General features: G+C 68.0%; 17 protein-coding genes. 7 read left to right on the top strand and 10 right to left on the bottom strand.

Annotation, left to right across the window (positions count from 1 at the left end; genetic code table 11):
• Nucleotides 1–95: 95 nt before the first annotated feature.
• From KO481_RS06580 to purF, 5 genes are all read right to left on the bottom strand, one after another.
• The gene (locus KO481_RS06580; protein ID WP_215916107.1) at nt 96–1,922 is read right to left on the bottom strand and encodes an ABC transporter ATP-binding protein; all 1,827 of its coding nucleotides are present in this window, start codon (nt 1,920–1,922) and stop codon (nt 96–98) included.
• Entirely contained in the window at nt 1,915–2,895 is a 981-nt protein-coding gene (locus tag KO481_RS06575) for an ABC transporter permease (protein WP_215916641.1), read from the bottom strand. The genes KO481_RS06580 and KO481_RS06575 overlap by 8 nt, the downstream gene beginning before the upstream one ends.
• Nucleotides 2,896–2,912: 17 nt before the next feature.
• Complete coding sequence (locus KO481_RS06570; protein WP_215916640.1) at nt 2,913–3,923, bottom strand: ABC transporter permease; 1,011 nt, start codon at nt 3,921–3,923, stop codon at nt 2,913–2,915.
• Nucleotides 3,924–4,009: 86 nt separating this feature from the next.
• A complete protein-coding gene (locus KO481_RS06565; protein ID WP_215916106.1) occupies nt 4,010–5,566 on the bottom strand; it encodes an ABC transporter substrate-binding protein in 1,557 nt (518 codons plus the stop codon).
• A gap of 319 nt (nt 5,567–5,885) precedes the next feature.
• Nucleotides 5,886–7,463 (bottom strand): amidophosphoribosyltransferase, encoded by a 1,578-nt coding sequence (gene purF, locus KO481_RS06560; protein ID WP_215916105.1) that lies wholly within the window; start codon nt 7,461–7,463, stop codon nt 5,886–5,888.
• Nucleotides 7,464–7,575: 112 nt separating this feature from the next.
• Here purF and KO481_RS06555 point away from each other — a divergent pair, with 112 nt between their 5' ends.
• Nucleotides 7,576–8,889, top strand: coding sequence for a YhgE/Pip domain-containing protein (locus tag KO481_RS06555; RefSeq protein ID WP_372451928.1), 1,314 nt, complete (start codon nt 7,576–7,578; stop codon nt 8,887–8,889).
• Between the two features lie 46 nt (nt 8,890–8,935).
• Here the strand turns inward: KO481_RS06555 and KO481_RS06550 are convergent, their stop codons facing one another.
• Entirely contained in the window at nt 8,936–9,220 is a 285-nt protein-coding gene (locus KO481_RS06550; RefSeq protein ID WP_215916104.1) for a YiaA/YiaB family inner membrane protein, read from the bottom strand.
• 215 nt (nt 9,221–9,435) lie between these two features.
• On the opposite strand from KO481_RS06550, the gene KO481_RS06545 reads away from it, so the two are divergent.
• The 4 genes from KO481_RS06545 (at nt 9,436) to KO481_RS06530 (ending at nt 13,596) form a co-directional block, all read left to right on the top strand.
• Complete coding sequence (locus KO481_RS06545; RefSeq protein WP_215916103.1) at nt 9,436–11,193, top strand: alpha/beta hydrolase; 1,758 nt, start codon at nt 9,436–9,438, stop codon at nt 11,191–11,193.
• Between the two features lie 14 nt (nt 11,194–11,207).
• The gene (locus tag KO481_RS06540) at nt 11,208–11,882 is read left to right on the top strand and encodes a CPBP family intramembrane glutamic endopeptidase (protein ID WP_308166370.1); all 675 of its coding nucleotides are present in this window, start codon (nt 11,208–11,210) and stop codon (nt 11,880–11,882) included.
• A 146-nt stretch (nt 11,883–12,028) separates the two neighbouring features.
• Nucleotides 12,029–12,997, top strand: coding sequence for a GlxA family transcriptional regulator (locus KO481_RS06535; RefSeq protein WP_215916101.1), 969 nt, complete (start codon nt 12,029–12,031; stop codon nt 12,995–12,997).
• Nucleotides 12,998–13,053: 56 nt separating this feature from the next.
• Nucleotides 13,054–13,596: a carbonic anhydrase gene (locus KO481_RS06530; RefSeq protein WP_215916100.1), complete on the top strand. Its 543-nt coding sequence runs from the start codon at nt 13,054–13,056 to the stop codon at nt 13,594–13,596.
• A gap of 17 nt (nt 13,597–13,613) precedes the next feature.
• On the opposite strand, the gene KO481_RS06525 is transcribed toward KO481_RS06530, so the two are convergent.
• Nucleotides 13,614–15,059 (bottom strand): MFS transporter, encoded by a 1,446-nt coding sequence (locus KO481_RS06525; RefSeq protein WP_215916099.1) that lies wholly within the window; start codon nt 15,057–15,059, stop codon nt 13,614–13,616.
• A 122-nt stretch (nt 15,060–15,181) separates the two neighbouring features.
• Between KO481_RS06525 and KO481_RS06520 the strand changes: the two genes are divergently transcribed.
• Nucleotides 15,182–15,568, top strand: a complete 387-nt coding sequence (locus tag KO481_RS06520; protein ID WP_215916098.1) for a sterol carrier family protein — start codon at nt 15,182–15,184, stop codon at nt 15,566–15,568.
• 114 nt (nt 15,569–15,682) lie between these two features.
• Here the strand turns inward: KO481_RS06520 and purL are convergent, their stop codons facing one another.
• A complete protein-coding gene (gene purL / locus KO481_RS06515) occupies nt 15,683–17,977 on the bottom strand; it encodes a phosphoribosylformylglycinamidine synthase subunit PurL (RefSeq protein WP_215916638.1) in 2,295 nt (764 codons plus the stop codon).
• Nucleotides 17,978–18,264: 287 nt separating this feature from the next.
• Between purL and KO481_RS06510 the strand changes: the two genes are divergently transcribed.
• A complete protein-coding gene (locus tag KO481_RS06510) occupies nt 18,265–19,614 on the top strand; it encodes a glycosyltransferase 87 family protein (RefSeq protein WP_308166369.1) in 1,350 nt (449 codons plus the stop codon).
• On the opposite strand, the gene KO481_RS06505 is transcribed toward KO481_RS06510, so the two are convergent.
• The gene (locus KO481_RS06505) at nt 19,560–20,849 is read right to left on the bottom strand and encodes a M18 family aminopeptidase (protein WP_215916096.1); all 1,290 of its coding nucleotides are present in this window, start codon (nt 20,847–20,849) and stop codon (nt 19,560–19,562) included. The two genes, KO481_RS06510 and KO481_RS06505, sit on opposite strands and share 55 nt — an antisense overlap.
• Before the next feature lie 14 nt (nt 20,850–20,863).
• Nucleotides 20,864–21,304 (bottom strand): MarR family winged helix-turn-helix transcriptional regulator, encoded by a 441-nt coding sequence (locus tag KO481_RS06500; protein WP_215916095.1) that lies wholly within the window; start codon nt 21,302–21,304, stop codon nt 20,864–20,866.
• Between the last annotated feature and the right edge of the window lie 11 nt (nt 21,305–21,315).

The following is a 21,315-nucleotide window of genomic DNA, read 5'->3' as shown; positions in this document are numbered from 1 at the left end:
CCCTGAGGGTCGACGACCGTCCGGCACCGGCCGCCGACCCTGGCACCGCCTGGTGTCTTCCGGGCGGAATTCGTGGGTGCCACAGCTGATTCGGGTCAGCCTCCGTGGTCGGTCGCGAACAGGGCCGCGGAGGCGGCGCGGCGGCGGCGCTGTTCGACCGGGTCGGGCACCGGGACGGCCGCGACCAGGCGCTGGGTGTACTCCTGGGCCGGGTGGCGCAGGATCTCGTCGCGGGTACCTTGCTCGACCACGGCGCCGTTGCGCAGCACCATGATCCGGGCAGCGAGCTGATCCACCACGGCCAGGTCGTGACTGATGAACAGGCACGCCCAGCCGAATTCCCGCTGCAGATCGGCGAACAGCTCGAGCACGGTGGCCTGCACGGAGACATCCAACGCGCTGGTCGGCTCGTCGGCGATCAGCAGATCCGGATTAAGCACCAGGGCCCGCGCCAGGCTCGCGCGCTGCCGCTGCCCGCCCGACAGTTCGTGCGGATAGCGCTTTTCGGTGCCCGTGGGCAGTTGCACCGCGTCCAGGATGGTGCGTACCCGGGTGCGCAACGCCTCGCCAGTGGCCGCGCGGTGGACCACCAGTGGCTCGGCGATGCACTGCCCGACCGTCAGGCGCGGATTCAATGACGTTGCCGGATCCTGGAATACGAAGCCGAGCCGCTTGCGCACCGGGCGCAGCTTGCGCTCCGACAGCCCGGTCAGCTCCTTGCCCTGAATCCGGATGACGCCGGCGGACGGCCGCTGCAAGGCCGCGACGCAGCGACCGATCGTGGTCTTGCCGGACCCGGATTCCCCTACCAAACCGAGCGTTTCGCCGCGGCCAATGGTCAGGCTCACCGCATCGACCGCGCGGAAGGCCGAACGGCCCAGCACCCCGGGGAATTCCACGGTCAGATCGCGAACCTCGAGGACGGTCTCCACCGCCGCATCGGCCGGATCCTTACCTTTCCCCGCCACCTGAGCAGCTGGTATATCCGCTGCCGCACTATCTTCGGCCGCCCGATCGGCACCGAGCACCGAATCCGACTGCGGCGCAATGGGCGACACCGCCTCCTCGCTCGGCGCCAGCCCCGCACCCAGGTGCGGTACGGCGGCAAGCAGATCGCGGGTGTACTGCGCCTTCGGCGCGGAAAACAGCTCGTCCACCGGCGCGGTCTCCACGACCTTGCCCGAGCGCATCACCACGACGCGGTCGGCCAGATCGGCGACCACACCCATATTGTGGGTGATCAGCACGATGGCGCTGCCGATGCGATCACGCAGATCGCGTAGCAGCTCCAGGATTTCGGCCTGCACGGTGACGTCCAGCGCCGTAGTCGGCTCGTCGGCAATGATCACCTTGGGCTCGCAGGCGATGGCGATCGCGATCATCACGCGCTGCTTCTGCCCGCCCGAGAGCTGATGCGGGTAGAAGTCGACCCGGTGTTCCGGATCCGGCAGGCCGACCATCCGAAGTAGCTCCACCGCACGGGCTTTCGCGGCCTTGCGTTTCAGGCCGGTGTGCGCGCGCAGGGCCTCGCAGATCTGGTACCCGACGGTGAACAGCGGATCCAGGGCCGCGCCGGGCTCCTGAAACACCATCGAGATATCGCCGCCGCGGATCGCGGTCAGCTGCTTCTCCGACATCGCGGTGATCGTGTCGGCACCAACGGTGACCAATCCCTTGACGCGAGCGGTCTTGGGCAGCAGGCCGATCGCGGTGCGCGAACTCACCGATTTACCGGATCCGGACTCGCCGACGATGGCCAGTACCTCGCCCGGATAGACCTCGTACGACACGTCGTCGACCGCGTTGACCGCGCCCGCATCGGTCGCGAAGGTGACCGACAGCGACCGAATCGCCAGGGCCGTCGGGCGACCCGAGGTACCCTCCTGCGCCATCACAGCGGGTTCGCCGTTCGATTCAGTCATCCTTGCCCTCCTGAGCCACTCCGTCGGCGGGGGCCGCATCGACGTTCCGCCGGGTGCGCAGCAGCGGGTTGAGTACCTCGTTGAGGCTCTCGCCCACCATCGTCATTCCGAGCACGATCAGCACGATCGCGACACCGGGAAATATGCCGGTCCACCAGATCCCGTCGGACACATCGGCCAGCGCCTTGTTCAGGTCGTAGCCCCATTCGGCGGCCTGGGTCGGCTCGATGCCGTAACCCAGGAATCCCAGCGCGGCCAGCGTCAGGATCGCCTCGGAGCCGTTGAGGGTGATGATCACCGGCAGCGACTGGGTGACGTTGGGGAAGATGTGCCGGAACAGGATTCGCCCGATGGGCGCGCCGGTGACCCGGGCGGCATCGACGTAGGGTTCGGTCTTCACCGCCACCGTCGCATTGCGCACCACCCGGAAGTATTGCGGCACATAGATCACCGTGATCGCCACGGCCGCGGACAGCACGCCGCCGAAGCTCGACGAGTTGCCGCCCGCCACCACGATCGACACCACGATCGCCAGCAGCAGCGTCGGGAACGCGTAGATCGCGTCCATGAACAGCACCAGCACCCGGTCCACCCAGCGCCCGACATAGCCGGACACCAAACCCAGCGGCACGCCGACGATCAGCGAGAGCACCAGCGAGATCGCGATGACGATCAGCGCCGTGCGCGCGCCGTAGACCACGCGGGAGAACACGTCCTCCCCGCGCACCGAGGTGCCGAACCAGTGCTGCGCCGAGGGCGCCTGCTGGCGCACGAAATCCACACCGTGATCGGAGATCTGGGCGAATCCGTAGGGCGCGATCAGCGGCGCGAACAGCGCGACGATCACGAACAGCCCGATCAGCGCGAGCCCGCAGATCAGCGTCACCCGCTGCAGCCCCGAGGTGAGCGAGAACAGCTTCAGCCCCGGGATCCCGCGGCGCGGCGCGGCCGGGATGACGACCGGTTCGGCCATCAATTCAGGAGCGGTCACTAGAACCTCACCCTCGGATCAATAAGAGCCACAACAACATCCACCAGGAAGCTCACCACAGCGACGATCAGCGCGAGGAACGCGACGATGCCCTGCACCGCGACGAAGTCCCGCGCCTGCAGATACTGCGCCAGCTGATACCCCAGGCCCTTCCATTCGAACGTGATCTCGGTGAGCACGGCGCCGCCGAGCATCATCGCGATCTGCATGCCCATCACCGTGACGATCGGAATCATCGCGTTGCGGAACGCATGTCGGCCCGTCACCACCCGGTCCGAGAGCCCGCGGGCACGTGCGGCGTCGACGAAATCGCTGCGCAGCGTCTGGATCAGGTTGATCCGCACGAGCCGCAGGAATATGCCCGCGGTCAGCAGCCCGAGCGTGATCGCGGGCAGGATGGCGTGCTTCACCACGTCGAGCAGATATCCGTTGTCGCCGTACAGGATCGCGTCGATGAACAGGATGTTCGTCTTCGGCGAGACGTTCTGCAGCGCGAGTTCGACATTGGTGCTGGCCCGCCCGGCCACAGGCAGCCAGCCCAGTTTCACCGCGAACACCAGCTTGAGCAGCAGGCCGACGAAGAACACCGGCGCGGCGTAGACCAGGATCGCGAACAGCCGCAGCCCCACATCGGCCGGCTTGTCCCGCCGCTTGGCGGCCACCCGCCCCAGCGGCACGCCGACCAGGAACGCCACGATCAACGCCCAGAACACCAGCTCCAGCGTCGCCGCGCCGTAGCTGACGACGACGTGACCGATGGCCTGATTGTCCTGAGTACGACCGAAATTCCCGCGCACGATCCCGGAGATGTACTGCCAGTACTGGGTCAGGATGGGCCGGTCGTAGCCGGCCGCGTGCTTGCGCGCGGCGATCTGGTCCGGTGGCAGCCGCCCGCCCAGCGCGGCACTGATCGGATCGCCCACGACCCGCATCAGGAAGAACACCACCGTGACCAGAATCCAGGCCGTCGGGATGATCAGCAGCAGCCGCACGCCCAGGTAGCGCAGCAGCGCGCCGTAACGAGATCCGCTGCGGCGCGGCGCCTTCGAGCGAGCAGGAGCCGGGGCGGCCGACTCCTGCTCGGTGGTTACGGTCGTCACTTGCTCAGCACGCTGAAGCGGAACTTGGTCGACGGGTCGAGCGTGGTGTCCACACCCTGCACGCTCTTGGTCGCGACCGCGATCTGCTTACCCGAGAGCAGCGGAATGATCGACAGGAACTTTTGCGCCATGTCCGTCTGGATCTGCTGGATGATCGCGGCGCGCTTGTCCTTGTCCGGCTCGGTGGCCTCGGCGGTCATCTGCGCGGTCAGGCCCGGATCCTCGAAGTGGTTCTGCAGGAAGTTGTTCGGCGCGAAGAACGGGGTCAGGTAGTCGTCCGCGTCCGGGTAGTCCGGGAACCAGCCCATCTGGAAGACCGGGTAGCCGTCCTTCACCCGCTCCTTGTTGTAGGTCACCCATTCGGTGGACTGCAGGTTGACCTTGAACAGTCCGGTGGCCTCGAGCTGATTCTTGATCGCGGCGTACTCCTCGGAGCTGCTGGAGCCGTAGTGATCCGGGTTGTACTGCAGGTTCAGCGTCACCGGGGTCTGCACGCCGGCGTCGGACAGGAACTTGGCCGCCTGGTCCTTGTTGGGCTTGTCGCCGTAGATGGTCTTGTATGGCTCGATCGCGCCCGGATAGGCCGACGGCACAGGCGAATACGCGGGCTGATAGGTGCCCTTGTACACGCCGGTGGACAGCGCGTCGCGGTCGATGCTGGAGGCCACCGCCTTGCGGACCGCCAGCTTCTGGTCGGGAGTACCGCCCGGCATCGTATTCATGTTGAACACGATGTAGCGCAGCTCACCGCCGGGACCCGAGTGCACGGCCACCTTGCCGTCCTTACCCAGAGAATCCAGGTCGGTCGGGCTCAGGCTGCGATACGCGACATCGATGTTGCCGTTCTGGATGTCCAGCTTGAGGTTGTCGCTGGAGGCGTAGTACTTCTCGGACACCGTCGCGGTCTTCGGCTTGCCGAGGATGCCGCTGTAGCCCGGATTCGCCTGGTACTGAACGAGCTTGTTCTTGTCGTAGCTGGTGATGGTGTACGGGCCGGAGTATCCCTTGCCCTTGACGACCGCGTCGTCCTCCAGCACCTTGTCGGCCGGGAACACCTTCTCGTCGACGATCGGCCCGGCCTGCGTGGCCAGCACCGGCGCGAAGGTCTGATCGTTGGCGTTCTTGAGAGTGAACACCACGGTGTCGGCGTTGAGGACATCCGTGTGATCCAGGTTGCCCAGCAGCGAGGCCGGACCGTTCGGATCGTTGATCTTGAGCATGCGGTCGAAGGAGAACTTCACGCTGGTCGCGGTCAGCGGATCACCATTGGCGAACTTCAGGCCCGGCTTCAGCGTGCAGGAAAACGTGGTGGGTGTGGCGAAAGCGCACTGCTGCGCGGCGTCGGGAGTCGCGGTCGTCGCGCCCGGAGCGAAGTTCAGCAGGTGCTGGTAGAGCTGGGTCTCCGGCACGTAGGAGCCCTGATCGTAGGCCGCGGCCGGATCCAGGGAGTAGATCTTGTCGGTGGTCCCGATGACCAGGCCGGCGCCGCCGCCCCCGCCGTTGGTGCGCCCGGACCCGCATCCGGCGACCGCGAACAGCGCAAGACCCGCCATCCCAACCGCCGTAATTGTTTTTACTCGACCCGACCGGGTCGTCGACGCCTGTGTCGCCGCTCGTCGCATGACTGTCCTCACCTCGCAACGCGGCACGCGCCACCCTGGATCACAGGGCGGTGCGGCCGCGGTGAACTTCGATATGGCGGGACAGTACCGCCACCACGTTGCCGATATGTTGCGTTTCGCAACAATTGGTAGTCCAAGCGGTGCGACTGGTAGTCACTCCGACAAGCAGACGGCCGGAATCCCTAACAGGATCCCGGCCGAATGTGACTCGTGCGAGCGGATGCCGCCTTCGGGGGCGGGGTGGGTGAACTCAGGGGCGGCTCAGCGCGCTCGCGTTCGCGTTCGCGCCGAGCAGCTCCGATTCCGACTTGTTGCCGAGGATCCCCTCGAGCACATTTTTCCCGATCGCGGCCTCGGTCGGCAGCGGAATCGGGTAGTTCCCGTCGAAACAGGCGCAGCACAGCCGCGAGCGCGGCTGCTCGGTGGCCGCGACCATGCCGTCGAGGGAGACGTAGCCCAGGCTGTCGGCGCCGATGGAGCGCCGCACGTTCTCCACCATCTCCTCGAGCGTGCCCTCGGAATCAGCCCCGTTCGCGATCAGCTCCGCGCGCGAGGCGAAGTCGATGCCGTAGAAGCAGGGCCACTTCACCGGGGGCGAAGCGATGCGGACGTGGATCTCGAGCGCGCCGGCCTCGCGCAGCATGCGGATCAGCGCGCGCTGGGTGTTGCCGCGAACAATCGAATCGTCCACCACGACCAGCCGTTTGCCGCGGATCACCTCGCGCAGCGGGTTGAGCTTGAGCCGGATACCGAGCTGGCGGATGGTCTGGCTGGGCTGAATGAAGGTGCGCCCGACGTAGGCGTTCTTCATCAGGCCCTGACCGTAGGGAATGCCCGAGCCCTGCGCGTAGCCGACGGCGGCCGGGGTGCCCGACTCGGGCACCGGGATGACCAGATCGGCCTCGACCGAGTGCTCCTTGGCCAGGCGGCGGCCGATGTCCACGCGGGTGGCGTGCACCGAGCGGCCCGAGATGGTGCTGTCGGGCCGGGCCAGATAGACGTATTCGAAGACGCAACCCTTGGGCTCGGGGTTCGCGAACCGCGAGGAGCGCACCCCGTCGGCATCGATCGCCAGCAGTTCACCGGGCTCGATCTCACGCACGAAGGCCGCGCCGACGATGTCCAGGGCCGCGGTCTCGCTGGCAACCACCCAGCCGCGATCCAGGCGGCCCAGGCACAGCGGGCGCACCCCGTGCGGATCGCGCGCGGCGTAGAGGGTGTGCTCGTCCATGAAAGTCAGGCAGAACGCGCCGCGCAGGGTGGGCAGCAGCTCCATGGCCGCCTGCTCGATGCTCTTGTCTGCCGCCGCGTGGGCCAGCAGCGCGGTCATCACGTCCGAGTCCGAGGTGGCCGCAACCGATCCCGGCATCCGGTTGATCAGACCGAATTCCCGTGCACGCGAGGCCAATTCGGCAGTGTTGACGAGATTTCCGTTGTGGCCCAGCGCAAGTCCGGTGCCCACCGCGGTGGTACGGAAGATCGGCTGGGCATTCTCCCAGGTCACCGCGCCGGTGGTGGAGTAGCGGCAGTGGCCGATCGCGACGTGCCCGGGCATGGCGGCGAGGGTCTGCTCGTCGAATACCTGACTCACCAGGCCCAGATCCTTGAACACCAGCACCTGCGAGCCGTCGGCGACGGCGATGCCGGCCGCCTCCTGCCCGCGGTGTTGCAGCGCATACAGGCCGTAGTAGGTGAGTTTGGCCACATCCTCGCCGGGAGCCCAGACGCCGAAGACGCCGCACTCCTCCCGGGGCTCGTTTTCGGGCTGATCCGAGGCGGACACATCTGGCTGTTTCGGGCTCTCGACCGACAAATCGGTGTTGGTCACCGTTTGCTCCCTGTTCGGCGGGCTGGTGGCAACGATCATTCTACGGGTCACCCGCGCGAAACCTCCGGCGGGATCACCCGGTTGGCAGACCGTTTGCTGCTACGGTTCGGTCGTGGCGACGACCGACATCGCGGAAGTACCTGCTACCCCCCGGCGCCTGAGCCCGCTGAGGTGGAGCCTTCCGATCATCGTGATGACGGCGCTGGCCGCGCTGCTGACGCTGATGTACCTGGATTACGTCGTGAATCCGGAGAAGAATCTGCACGACTTCCCGATCGCGCTGGTCAATCAGGATGTCGGCGATACGCTGCCCGGCCAGACCCAGCGGGTCAACTTCGGCGACCAGGTCGCGGACGGCCTGCGCAAGGCCATCCCGGCCAACGAATTCGACGTGCGTGTCCTGGGCCTCAACGAGGCTCAGCTGCAGATGCAGTCGGCACAGGTGTACGGCACGATCATCATTCCCGGCGATTTCACCAAGCGCCTGGGCATCCTGGGTGTCGGCAGCGTCGTCCCGGGCGATATCGAACGCCCGATCATCACGCTGCAGACCAATCCGCGGATCGGCGCCTTCGCCACCCAGGTCGTGCAGCGGTTCGGCCAGCAGGCCCTGCCCCAGGTCAACGCCACCGTCGGCAAGCAGCTGACCGAGCAGGTCAGCGCGCAGCTCGGTCCGGCGACCCCGATGTCGGGCGCCGCCCGGATCACCCTGGCCAGTCCGATCAATATCGTCGTCGACCAGTTCCGGCCGCTGCCGGAGGGTTCCGGTCAGGGCCTGACGGCCTTCTTCTACGCCCTGCTCCTGCTGCTGGCCGGCATGGTCGGGGCGATGGTCGTGCACCAGCTGATCGACTCGGCGCTGGGATTCCTGCCGACCGAGTGGGGGCCGTGGTATCTGCACTATCCCCGCACGCCGATCTCCCGGTTCCACACCCTGCTGCTCAAATGGGCGGCGGTGGTGGTGATGGGGGCGATCGTCTCGATCGTCATGATCGGCATCGGCGACGGGCTCGGCATGCCGATCGACCGGCCGCTAGCGCTGTACCTCTTCGGCGCGTTCGTGATCATCGCCGTGGGGGTCACCTGCACCTCGGTGCTCGCCGCGATCGGTAGCTCCGGGCTGATCGTCAACATGATCGTGTTCATCATCCTGGGCCTGCCGTCCTCCGGCGGATCCGTCCCGATCGAGGCGACCCCGAAATACTTCGGCTGGCTGGCCTCGTTCGAGCCGATGCACCAGGTGTTCGTCGGCACCCGCGCCATCCTGTACTTCGACGCCGGCGGCCCGGCGGGCCTGTCGCGCGGCTTCTGGATGTCGGCGCTGGGCCTGGCCATCGGCCTGGTCCTGGGCCTGGTGATCACGCGCTTCTACGACCACAAGGGACTCGAGCGCAAACCGGTCAACACGCCGCAGCCCGCGGCCTAGTCACTCGCCTGATGGTGGGCCCGATCCCCTCCGCCGGGCCCACCGGTCAGGCCTTGAACGGATCGTGCTCGGCCATCAGCCGCTCCAGGCGGGCCTCGTCGATGCGGTGATGGACACGGGCGGACTCGTGCTGGTCGCGCACCACCTTGGCGAGGGTGAAGGTGCTGCTCACCAGGAACAGCACGGTCATCAGCAGGAAGCCGCGCTGCCAGATGTTCAGCGGCAGATACAGGATGCCGCAGCCGGTCGCGACGAAGCTGACGCCGAACGCGATGGCCGCCTGGGCGAGGAATGCCGGGGTGCTCTTCCCCGGTGTTTCGGAAGTGCTCATGACGCCACCTCGCTAGCGCTCGGTGCCGTCACGAGCACTCGTGTGGCTGTGTCTATTGTTCGCTCGCTGCGCTCGCTCATGAGTACCGAGTGTGCGGGGCGCAAGCCTGCCGGGCCTCCGTACAACTACTCGAGCCCGGCGCGTATTTTCCGCGCGAGCGTGCTCACGACCGGGAGATCCCCGATTTTCGGCGGACGGGCGGGGATACTTGATGGGTGCTCGACACCGCCGAGGCCTTGACGACGCTGCGTTCGCGCGGGGTCGTCGCCATCCGGCGTGGCTCGACGGCGCTGCGCCGCATCGAGCGGGACATCATCGGCCTGAACTACGTCGGGCTGGTGGTGGCGACCGTGTTCTTCGCCTGGTCCGTCACGCCGTCGCTGCTGCCGCGAGACTGGTTGTTCCAGGGCCTGATCAGCGGTCTCAACGCCGTGATCGGATACGGCGTCGGGTGCGTGTTCGAATGGATGTTCCGGAGGTGGGCGCGGCCGAAGCTGCCGTGGCAGCCACCGTCGCTGCGGGTGCAGTACTCGGTCAAGTTCACCGTGCTCGCGGTGTGCATCCTGACCGCGGGGTACATGCTCGTGCTCTCGGCCGACTGGCAGCGCCAGACCTTCGCACTGATGGACATGGCAGGCACCACCACCTCGGGATATCTGCGCACCGGCGGGCTGAGCCTGCTGGTGGGCGCGCTGGTGGTGTCGGTGTACCGCACGCTGCGGCAGATCGTGCGGCTGCTGGCCCGGCTGCTGAGCCGGTGGGTCCGGGTGCCACCGAAGTTCGCCCCGACCCTCGGTGCGGTGCTGCTGGTGATCCTGATCGTGACGCTGTTCAACGGCATTGCCACGAAGGCGCTCTTCGCGGTGGCCAACTCGGCGTTCAGCGTGCGCAACGACAAGATGACCTCCTACGCGGTGCAGCCGCAGCAGCCCGAACGCTCGGGAAGCCCGCAGTCGCTGGCGAAGTGGAACACCCTGGGCTCGGAGGGGCGCTGGTTCGTCTCGCACGGGCCCGACGCCTTCCGGATCGGTGCGGTGACGGGACAGCCCGCGATGGAACCGATTCGGACGTACATCGGACTGGATTCGACGAAGAACGGTGAGAGCCAGGAGGATCTGGCGGTCGCCGAGCTCGAGCGCACACACGCGTTCGATCGCAAGGTGCTGGTCATCGTCACCACCACGGGCACCGGCTGGGTGAATTCCATGTCCGCCAACGCGATCGAGTACATGTACGGCGGCGACACCGCGGTCGTGGCCTCGCAATATTCGTATCTGCCCAGTGTGCTGTCGTTCCTGGCGGACCGGCAGAAGGTGGCCGAGTCGGGGCGCAAGATGTTCGACGCGATCTACCGGGCGTGGTCGCGACACCCCGCGGATGCGCGACCGAAGCTGCTGGTGTACGGGGAATCACTGGGTTCGCAGGGTTCCGAGTCGGCCTTCGGCGGGCTGGCGGACCTGCGCGCGCGGGTGGACGGCGCGCTGTGGGTCGGGCCGCCGAATTCCAACCGCCTGTGGAAGCAGTTCGTCTCGCGCCGCGACCCCGGTTCGCGCGAAGTCGAGCCGGTCTATGCGGACGGGCTGGTGGTCCGGTTCGCTGCCGACGCGGCCGATCTGACGAAACCCGCACCCGATTGGCGCCGTCCCCGCATCGCCTACCTGCAGCACGCCTCGGATCCGATCGTGTGGTGGTCGCCGGATCTGATCTTCTCCCAACCGGATTGGTTGTCCGAACGCCGCGGATCCGACGTGTCCACCCAGATGCGATGGTGGCCGTTCGTCACCTTCTGGCAGGTCGCCGCCGACCTCACCAACGCCCAGGGCGTCAGCGACGGCCACGGCCACAACTACGGCACCCTGGTACTGGACGGCTGGGCCGCGGTCCTTCCGCCGCCGGACTGGAACCCGCAGCTGGAGCAGCGGATTCGCACCGAGATCGAGCTCTCCGAAGCGTACGAGCGCGCGGTCAAGTGAGAACTGTTGCCGCCGTGAGCATTCCGGTGCTGTGGAGCGCCGTGATCCTGCCGCGCCTGCAGTGGGGGTTGCGTGGGCGCACCGCCGCCAATGCCGCCTTCGCCACCGGCTACGCGGCGGCGTTCGGAAGTGGCAGTGCCGACGAATCCCCTTCGGACAGTTCGTCCCGCAATGGGGCGCGATGTGACGGATTAGCATGGGGTGCAACGCTTTCCCTATCCATCTTCGCTGGATATGCGGCCCTGCTGACCATTCCGTCCACACGTGCTCGTCTGGCCGAATTCGCGTCCCGAGAACCGGAAGTCGGTCTCGCCGAATGGATCCTGGTCCACATCCCACTCGGCACCGTCTACACCGAAGAACTGATCTTCCGGGCCACCCTCGGCCCACTCCTGGACCGTGCCTGCGGCCGGTCCGGAATCTGGCTAGGCGCCTCAACCTTCGGCCTCTGGCATATCATTCCCGCCCGCGCCGCGGGCGACAGCGTGCCCGCCACCGTGGCCGCCACGGCACTCGGCGGACTGATCCTGAGCTCGTTACGCCGCCGCACCGGCAGCACACTCGCACCAGCGCTAGTGCACTTCGCCCTTAATGCAGGCGGCGCGATCGCTCCCCACCTGGCCGGTCGGCTACCTCCGCGCGGCGCTCCGACCAGGCGAAAGCAAGTTACCGCCGCAAAAAGAGCCTGAATCTCTTTTGCGGGGCCGGACAGCATTTCCAGAAGTCCGTCGGCATACTCACGGCCGAGGCGCGATCCCGTCCATGGGTGCGGCCGTGTAATGCTGGAGGTGAACATCTCCGAAGGGGTTGTGATGTTGTCTGACCGGGTGGCCCGATGACCTGGGCGTACCAGCGTCCGCATTGCGTCGTCGCACTGGCGTTGCCAGGGGTGGTGGCATTCGATCTGGCGATTGCCGCGCAGATCTTCGGGTTTCGGGATGAGGCCGAGCGGTATTCGTTCAGCGTTTGCGGGGTGCGGGCGGGGGCGGTCGCGACCTCGACGGGGTTCTCCATCGATGCGGCGGCGGGGCTGGAGGCCCTGGAGAGCGCCGATACGGTCGTGGTGCCCGGGTACTACCCGACCGATGCGCCGGATGTGGCGGTGCTCGAGGCGCTGCGGGCGGCGCACGATCGGGGGGCGCGGCTGGCCTCGGTGTGTTTGGGTGCGTTCGCACTGGCGGGCGCGGGTCTGCTCGATGGGCGCAGGGCCACCACGCACTGGCGCGAGGCCGGGGAGTTCCGGCGGCGGTATCCGAGCGTGTGGCTCGATCCGGATGTCTTGTTCGTCGACGGCGGGCAAATCCTCACGGGCGCGGGACAATCCGCGAGCATCGACTTCTATATCCATCTGGTTCGCTCGGATTACGGGGCGGGCGTCGCCGATGCGGTGGCCCGCCGGATGGTCGTGGCCGGTCATCGGTCCGGCGAGCAGGCCCAGGATCCCCGCCGCGGGGCGCGCGAGGACGCCGACGACCTCGCCCGAACGCTCGAATGGGCCGTCGAGCAGCTGCACCGCCCGCTGTCGCTCAACCACCTGGCCCGCCACGCGGGCATGACCACGCGCACCTTCTCGCGCCGCTTCCGCGAACGCACCCGCATGACTCCGATGCGCTGGCTGTCCTCGCAACGGCTGCTGGAGGCCCAACGGCTCCTCGAGACGACCGATCTCCCGATGGACCACATCGCCGAGCGGTGCGGGCTGGGCACCGCCGGCAACCTGCGCCTGCACATGGTGCGCTCGCTCGGCGCGACGCCCACCGAATACCGCCGAACCCACCGCCGCATGCCGGTGGCGCAACTCTGACGACAGGTGGCGCGAACCGCACGATTGCGACCCCGCCGCGCTGCGACCGTGTATGTGTGAACAACTTCGACGAACTACTCGAGAACAACAAGCGTTTCGCCGCAACCGATTTCAGCGATCGACTGCCGGAGATCCCGTTCGTACCCAACAAGCAGGTCTACATCCTCACCTGCATCGATCCCCGCGTCGACCCCGCGGACGTGCTCGGCCTGAGGCTCGGCGACGCGATCGTCGCCCGCACCGTGGGCGGCCGCGTCAATCAGTCGTTCCTCGACGACCTGGCCTGGATCAGCTACCTGCACGAGACCGTGACGCCCGACGCCGACTGGTTCGATCTCGCCGTCATCCACCACACCGACTGCGGCTCGGCCCTCATGGCCGACGACAAGCTGCGCCACGGCTTCCTCCCCCGTGGCTTCGACGACGCCGCTCTCCGAGCCACCGCGGTCACCGACCCGGCCACCACGGTCCCCGTCGACGTAGCCAAGATCCTGAACTCACCCACCGCCTCGGGCCGCATCCGAGTCTCGGGCTACAGCTACAACACCGCCACCGGCCACCTCACCCTGGTCACGCCACCGACCTCGCGAGACCGGTGACCGATCCTGCCGTGGAATCAGAGGGTCAGCGCGGCGGGTTCGGCCTCCGGATCGGCTTCGGCCGCGGCGGCGGAGCGCAGCACCGTGATGGTCACTGCGAGCGCCAGCGCCAGCAGTCCGGTGCCGACGGTGAAGGCGAGGCGGTAGCCGCTGGTCAACGCCGCGGCCTCGGAAATGCCTGTGGCGAGCCGGTTTCCGGTGCGGGACGCGGCAAGGGTGGACAGGACGGCGACGCCGAGCGCCATGCCGATCTGCTGGGTGGTGTTGAACAGGCCGGACGCCAGGCCCGCGTCGTCGGGCTTCGCGCCGGACATGCCCAGGGCCGTCAGGGCCGGAAGCACCAGGCCACCACCGGCTATCAGCACCATCATGGGCAGCAGGTCGATCACGTACGAGCCGTGCACGGGGAGCCGGGTCAGCCAGCCCATGCCCAGCAGTAGCAGTGTCAATCCGGCAATCAGCGAATTACGGGCGCCGATACGCGTGCTCAGCGGCGCGGACACGAAGAGTGAGACCGTGCCGAGAGCCACCGCCGCGGGCAGCATCGCCAGCCCGGTCTCGAGCGTGCTGTACCCGAGCACCTTCTGCATGTAGAGCGCGACGATGACCTGGAAGGCGAACATCGCCGACAGCGTCAGCATCTGAATGAGGTTCGCGCTGGAAACGTTGCGGGAGCGGAAGATTCGAAGCGACAGCAACGGGGTTCGGGCGGTGGCCTGACGGACCACGAATGCGGCGAGCAGTATCGACGAGACCGCACCGAGGCCGAGAGTGCGAGCCGCCAGCCAGCCGTATTCGCCGATTCCGACGACGGTATAGATGCCGAGCATCAACCCGGCGGTGACCAGCAGCGCGCCGAGAACGTCAGCGCCCGCTGCCATTCCGAGCCCGCGATCGGCCGGCAGCGCCCGTGCCGCCAGGACAACCGTGGCCAACCCGATCGGCGCGTTGATGAAGAAGATCCAGTGCCAGCTCAGCACATCGGTGAGCACTCCACCGAGCACCTGCCCGACGGCCGCGCCCGCGGCGCCGGTAAAGCTGAAAACGCCGATGGCCCTGGCACGTTCAGCCTCACCGGGGAACAGAGTGATCAGAATGCCCAGCACCACCGACGCGGCGAGCGCGCTGCCTACGCCCTGCAGGAAACGGGCCACGATCAGCTGGCCGGGGCCCGTCGCCGCGCCCGCGAAGACGGAGGCGGCGGTGAAGACGGCGTTCCCGGCCAGGAACACGGTCCTGCGGCCGATCAGATCGCCGAGTCGCCCGGACAGCAGCAACAGGCCGCCGAACGCGATGAGGTAGGCATTGACCATCCAGCTCGATCCGGCCGGACTGAAGCCCAGATCGCGCTGGATCGCCGGCAGCGCGACGGTCACGATGCTGCCGTCGAGGATGGTCATGAGCATCGATGCCGAGAGCACGGCGAGCGCGAGGCGTGGGGAGGTCGTGTTCGTTGTTGCCATGGCTACGACGCTATGGAGATCTTGTGAGCCGGAGAATGGTTGTTCTGCTCATTTCCATGTCTCGAACGCTCACGCACCTCGGGCGCTCAGCGCCGTCGGCGACGCCGGTTACCCTCGCAGGCGTGGTGCAACGAGGAGCGGTGAATCCGGCGGAGGTGCGGGCCGCGGTGCTGGCGGTGCAGGAATGGCTGCGGGACGAGACCCGACCCGCACCCCCACGCGCCGAGCTGGCGGCGGCGGTGCGCGGCACGGCGCGCACGTTGGCGGCCGGTGCACCCGGTGGCTCAGTGGAGGTGCGAGTGCCGCCGTTCGTGGCGGTGCAGTGCATCGAGGGGCCGCGGCATACCCGGGGTACGCCGCCGAATGTGGTGGAGACCGATGCGCGCACCTGGCTGCTGCTGGCCACCGGGCTGCTTTCGTACGAGGCAGCGGTGAAGTCCGGGGGGTTGAGCGTATCCGGCACGCGCGCAGGCGAACTCGCGCACTGGCTGCCGCTGGTCCCGCTGTAATGCGCGAACCGGCCGGAATATGTTCGTCTACAACAGCTTTCACAGCAGACTGACATATTCCGGCCCGGAACTCACACGATACGGATATCGAATCCGGAAAATCGTTGTCGCGAATCAGTTTTCGTGCGCGCCGAACAGCTTGGACAGCGTGCCCTCGAAACTCTCGCGCAGCTCGTTCAGGGTGACCGAGAACTGCCCCTGCACCTCGACCGAATCCGAGCCCTGGTCGACCACGCCGATGCGGACCCACGGCAGCTCGCGCGCGGAGCACATCTTGGTGAAGCGGGTCTCCTCCGAGCGCGGGACGGCCACCAGGACGCGGCCCGCGGATTCGGAGAACAGCCAGACGAACGGGTCGGCGCCCTCGGGAAGCAGGATGCGGCAGCCGGTTTCGCCCGCCAGCGCGGCCTCGACCACGGTCTGGGCCAGGCCGCCCTCGCTGAGATCGTGTGCGGCGCTGATCATTCCGTCGCGGGAACCGGCGGTGAGCACCTCGGCGAGCAGCTGCTCACGGGCCAGGTCGACCTTCGGCGGGACGCCGCCCAGGTGGTCGTGCTCGACCTGCGCCCAGATGGAGCCGTCGAACTCGTCGCGGGTGTCGCCGAGCAGGATCAGCGTCTCGCCGGGCTCGAGGCCCAGGCCCGTCGGGATGCGACGGTGCACGTCGTCGATGACGCCGAGCACGCCGACGACGGGCGTGGGCAGGATCGCGGTCTGGCCGGTCTGGTTGTAGAAGCTGACGTTGCCGCCGGTAACCGGAATGCCCAGGGCCGCACAGCCGTCCGCCAGGCCGCGCACGGCCTGCTGGAACTGCCACATCACGCCCGGATCCTCCGGCGAGCCGAAGTTGAGGCAGTTGGTGACGGCCTTGGGGGTGGCGCCGGTGGTGGCGACGTTGCGGAACGCCTCGGCCAGCGCCAGCTGCGCGCCGGTGTAGGGATCGAGCTTGGTGTAGCGGCCCGAGGCGTCGGTGGCCAGCGCGATGCCGCGGCCCGAGGTCTCATCGATGCGGATCACACCCGCGTCGGCGTGCTCGGCGAGCACGGTGTTGCCGCGCACGTAGCGGTCGTACTGCTCGGTGATCCAGCGGCGGCTGCACAGCTGCACGCTGGAGACCATCTTCAGCAGCGTCGCGCGCAGTTCCTCGCCCGAGGCCGGGCGGGCCAGCGCCGCGGTGGTGTCGGCGATCAGCGCGTCCTGCTCGTCCGGGCGCTGAACGGGACGCTCGTAGACCGGGCCCTCGTGCGCGACGGTGCGCGGCGGCACGTCCACCACGGTCTCGCCGTGCCAGGTGATGACCAGGCGCTCGCCGTCGGTGACCTCACCGATCACGGTGGCCAGGGTGTCCCACCTGTGGCAGACCGCCATGAACGCGTCCACGTTCTCCGGGGTCACGACCGCGCACATGCGCTCCTGCGACTCGCTGGACAGGATCTCCGCTGGTGTCATGTTCGCCGCGCGCAGCGGCACCTTGTCCAGGTTGATATGCATTCCGCCGTCGCCCGCGGCCGCGAGTTCGGAGGTGGCACAGGACAATCCGGCGCCGCCGAGATCCTGAATGCCGACCACCAGGCCGGCCGCGTACAGCTCGAGGCAGCACTCGATGAGCACCTTCTCGGTGAACGGGTCGCCCACCTGCACGCTCGGCAGCTTCTTGCGGCCGGTGCCGGACTCGTCGCCGGAGAAGGTGTCCGAGGCCAGCACCGACACGCCGCCGATGCCGTCGAGGCCGGTGCGCGCGCCGAACAGGATGATCTTGTTGCCGGTGCCCGAGGCGAACGCCAGGTGCAGGTCCTCGACCCGCATCACGCCCGCGCACAGCGCGTTCACCAGCGGATTGCCCTGATACGAGGCATCGAACACGGTCTCGCCGCCGACGTTGGGCAGGCCCAGCGAATTGCCGTAGCCGCCGACACCGCGCACCACGCCGTCTACGACGCGCCGGGTGTCGGGGTGATCGGCCGCGCCGAAGCGCAGCTGGTCCATCACCGCGATCGGCCGCGCGCCCATGGCCATGATGTCGCGCACGATGCCGCCGACGCCGGTGGCCGCGCCCTGATACGGCTCCACGTACGAGGGGTGGTTGTGCGACTCCACCTTGAAGGTGACCGCCCAGCCGTCGCCGATGTCGACCACGCCCGCGTTCTCGCCGATTCCGGCGAGCATGGACTTGCGCATCTCGTCGGTGGTGGTCTGCCCGAAGTACCGCAGGTGCACCTTCGAGGACTTGTACGAGCAGTGCTCGCTCCACATCACCGAATACATCGCCAGCTCGGCATCGGTGGGACGCCGGCCCAGGATCTCCCGGATGCGGGCGTACTCGTCGTCCTTGAGCCCCAGCTCCTTATAGGGCTGTGCGGTATCCGGGGTGGCCGCGGCGGCGCTGACGGTGTCGACGTGGACAGTCACGGTGAGTACCAGGGTCCTTTCGGCGGGCATGCGAATGCCAATGAGCCCAAATGCTGGAGAGCGGATACAAGCTCGAAGTCTAATGTGTTGGCCCGAAGCGGCTGACCACGGGCCGAGCCACGGTCATCACGAGCCGCGTACGCCCATCGTCAGGTACCCGCCGCGGACAACGCGCGCCGGCGAAACGTTCGCCCAGCCTTCGTTCAGCGGGCCTTGTTTTGCGGCCGCCCCCGGACATGCGCAACGCCGCTGCCAGGGCTTTCGGATTTACCGGATACCCTTGGCGCGTGACTGAGCGATCCAGGGTGGTGGATCCGGACGAATTGCCCCCGGCCACTCCAGCAGGGCCGTCCGAAGCAGGTCCGACCCGTCGGCAGCTACGCCTACTGACGCTGGCGATCGCCCTGTTCGCGGTGTCCGGAATAGTCTGCGCCGTTGCCGGGATCTGGCGGGGCTACATCGATCTGCAGGTCTACCGCACCGGCGCCCGCGTCTGGCTCGACGGCGGCAACCTCTACGGCCCGATGCCCAGGGTGATGGGCCTGAGCCTGCCGTTCACCTATCCCCCGCTGGCCGCGCTGCTCTTCGCGCCGCTGGTGCTGATGCCGCTGTACTGCGCGGAATGGGTGGTGCTGGCCCTCGCGATCGCCAGCCTGGCGCTGACACTGTGGCTGGTGCTGAAGCGGCTGCGACCACACATGGACTCCCCGACCAGGGTGGCCCTGGTGATCGGGACGGTCGCGCTGCTGGGGCTGTCCGAGCCGATTCGCCAGACCTACAACTTCGGGCAGATCAACCTGTTTCTGATGACGGCCATCGTGCTGGATGTGCTGGTACGCAAGCCCGTCTGGCCGCGCGGCCTGCTGATCGGGATCGCGGTGTCGATCAAGCTGATTCCCGGCGGCTTCCTGCTGTATTTCCTGATGCGCCGGGACTGGCGGGCCGCGGCCACCGTGGTGCTGTCGGCGCTGGGCGCGATCGGGGTGGGTTTCGCACTGTTCCCGCACGATTCGGCGCAGTACTGGTTCCACACGCTGTTCGACACCGGGCGGATCGGGCCGCCGTCGTTCCCGGGCAATCAGTCCCTGAAGGGCTTCGCCTTCCGGCTGGGTCTGTCCGCATCCAGCGCGACGATCATGTGGATCGTGCTCTCGCTCGTCACAATCGCGCTCGCGGTGGTGCTGATGCGGCGGTTGTTCGCCGATGCCGACGCCGCGCGGGCCGCCGGAACGGACGCCGATTCCGACGCGCCCGCGGCGCCCGCCGCCGAGCTCGCCGCGCTGACCGTCAACGCCGCCGCGGTGCTGCTGGTATCGCCGATCTCCTGGTCCCATCATTGGGTGTGGGTCGCGCTGGCCGCGGTCGTGGCCGCCGACGCCGTCGAGCGCGGGCGCCGCAGCCGGACCTACCTGCTGGCCACCGCCGCGATCGCCGTGATGTTCATGGTCGGCCCGCACTGGCTGCTGCCCCATCTCAAAGGCAGCGAGCACCGCTGGTCGCTGTGGGAGCAGGTGATCGGCTCCAGCTATGTGCTGGTGACGTTCACGGTGCTGGTGGCCGCGACGGTGGCCTACCGGCCGATCTACCGCGCGGCGATCTCCACCGGCGCGAGGAAGGCCGCCAGCGCGGCCGAATAGGCGACCACATCGGCCGCGCCCATCAGTTCGCGCGCGGAGTGCATGGCCAGCTGCGGCGCCCCGACGTCGACGGTCGGCATTCCGGTGCGGGCCGCGGTCATGGGGCCGATGGTGGAGCCGCACGACAGATCCGCGCGGTGCACGTATCGCTGCATCGGCACCCCCGCCTGCGCGCAGGCCAGCGCGAACGCACCCGTACCGACCGCGTCGGTGGCATAGCGCAGATTCTGGTTCACCTTCAGCACCGGGCCGCCGTTGATCTCGATCCGGTGCGAGGGCTCGTGCCGCTCGGCGTAGTTCGGATGCGTGGCGTGCGCCATGTCGCCCGAGGCCACGACCGAACCCGCCAGTGCCGCAAGGTATTCCGAACGACCGCCGCCGCGGGCCAGCACGATCCGCTCCAGGATCGCGGGCAGCAGATCGGACTGCGCGCCGCGGTCGGACTGGCTGCCGACCTCCTCGTGGTCGAACATCACCAGCACCGGGGTGGCGGCGCCTGGCTCCGCCGCGGCGGCCAGGAACGCGTGCAGCCCGGCGTAGCAGGTGCCCTGATTGTCCAGCCGGGGCGCGCTGACCAGGTCCAGATCCCGGCCGACCAGGCGACTCGGGGTCAGGTCGTGGGTCATCAGCTCCCAGCCCAGCGCGTCGCGCGGGTCGAAATCCGCACGCTCGGCCAGATAGTGCAGGAACGACGCGGGCTCGGAGCCCACGCCCCAGACCGCGTTGACGTGGCGCTGCGGGTCCAGGCTCACCCCGCGCCGGTCCTCGGAGAGGTGAATCGCCAGCTGCGGCACCCGCAGTAGCGGCTCATCGATCCGGATCAGCTTCTCGGACACGGTATTTCCCTCTCGCACCGTGATCCGCCCGGAGATGCCGAGCTCGCGGTCGAGCCAGGAATTGAGCCACGCGCCGCCGTAGGGCTCGAGGCCCACCAGCTGCCAGCCGGCCGAGGTCAGATCCGGATGCTGCTTGACCCGCAGATTGGGGCTGTCGGTATGCGCGCCCACCACCCGGAACGGACTCGACTCCGCACTGCCCGCCCAGGCCACCAGGGACCCGCCGCGCACCACGAAGAACCGCCCGACCGCGCCGGTGGTCCAGGGTCGCGCCTCGGGCAGCTCCTGGAAGCCCTGCGACCGCAATTCGGTCGCAACGGTTTCCACGACGTGGAAGGGGGACGGGGAGGCGTCGACGAAGGCACACAGTCCGGACGCCGTCGCGGTCGTGACGGGCATACCGGCGATCTTAATCAGCCGTTGGCCGGCACCTCGGCGACCAGCTCGAGCAGGCGTAGCAGATCGGCATGATTGCGGGCCCCGATGCGCTTGCGCAGCTGTTCCTCCACGCGCAGCTCCTCCGCGCGCACCGATTCGACCAACTCGACGCCGCGCTTGCTGAGCCCGATCAGGATCCGGCGGCGGTCGTCCTCGGCCGCGGTGCGGAAGATCAGGCCGCGCTCGGCCAGGGCGTCGGCGTGCCTGGTGGCCGAGGACGGCGGCAGCTGGGAGCGGGCGGCCAGCTCGGTCATCGTGATGCCGACCCGATCGGACAGATGGGACAGCATGGCCCAGTGATCGGGCGAGAGCTGCCGGGCGCACAGGGCCGCATCCAGGTGCCGCAGCCAACTGCGCTCGGCCGCTCGCAGTGCCCCATGCAGCGTTGCGAATCCGCTTACAATGGTCGTCGGCATATTTCTTCCGC

Source organism: Nocardia albiluteola (assembly GCF_018860155.1).
GTDB classification, from domain to species: domain Bacteria; phylum Actinomycetota; class Actinomycetes; order Mycobacteriales; family Mycobacteriaceae; genus Nocardia; species Nocardia albiluteola.
This window is presented reverse-complemented; position numbering and strand designations above follow the sequence as displayed.

Excerpts from the sequence above, each read along its gene's own strand:
- KO481_RS06535 (WP_215916101.1), top strand. The coding sequence starts at position 12,029 with ATGACCTGGGCGTACCAGCGTCCGCATTGCGTCGTCGCACTGGCGTTG.
- KO481_RS06500 (WP_215916095.1), bottom strand. The coding sequence starts at position 21,304 with ATGCCGACGACCATTGTAAGCGGATTCGCAACGCTGCATGGGGCACTG.
- KO481_RS06565 (WP_215916106.1), bottom strand. The coding sequence starts at position 5,566 with ATGGCGGGTCTTGCGCTGTTCGCGGTCGCCGGATGCGGGTCCGGGCGC.
- KO481_RS06505 (WP_215916096.1), bottom strand. The coding sequence starts at position 20,849 with ATGCCCGTCACGACCGCGACGGCGTCCGGACTGTGTGCCTTCGTCGAC.
- KO481_RS06525 (WP_215916099.1), bottom strand. The coding sequence starts at position 15,059 with ATGGCAACAACGAACACGACCTCCCCACGCCTCGCGCTCGCCGTGCTC.
- KO481_RS06580 (WP_215916107.1), bottom strand. The coding sequence starts at position 1,922 with ATGACTGAATCGAACGGCGAACCCGCTGTGATGGCGCAGGAGGGTACC.
- KO481_RS06550 (WP_215916104.1), bottom strand. The coding sequence starts at position 9,220 with ATGAGCACTTCCGAAACACCGGGGAAGAGCACCCCGGCATTCCTCGCC.
- KO481_RS06575 (WP_215916641.1), bottom strand. The coding sequence starts at position 2,895 with ATGGCCGAACCGGTCGTCATCCCGGCCGCGCCGCGCCGCGGGATCCCG.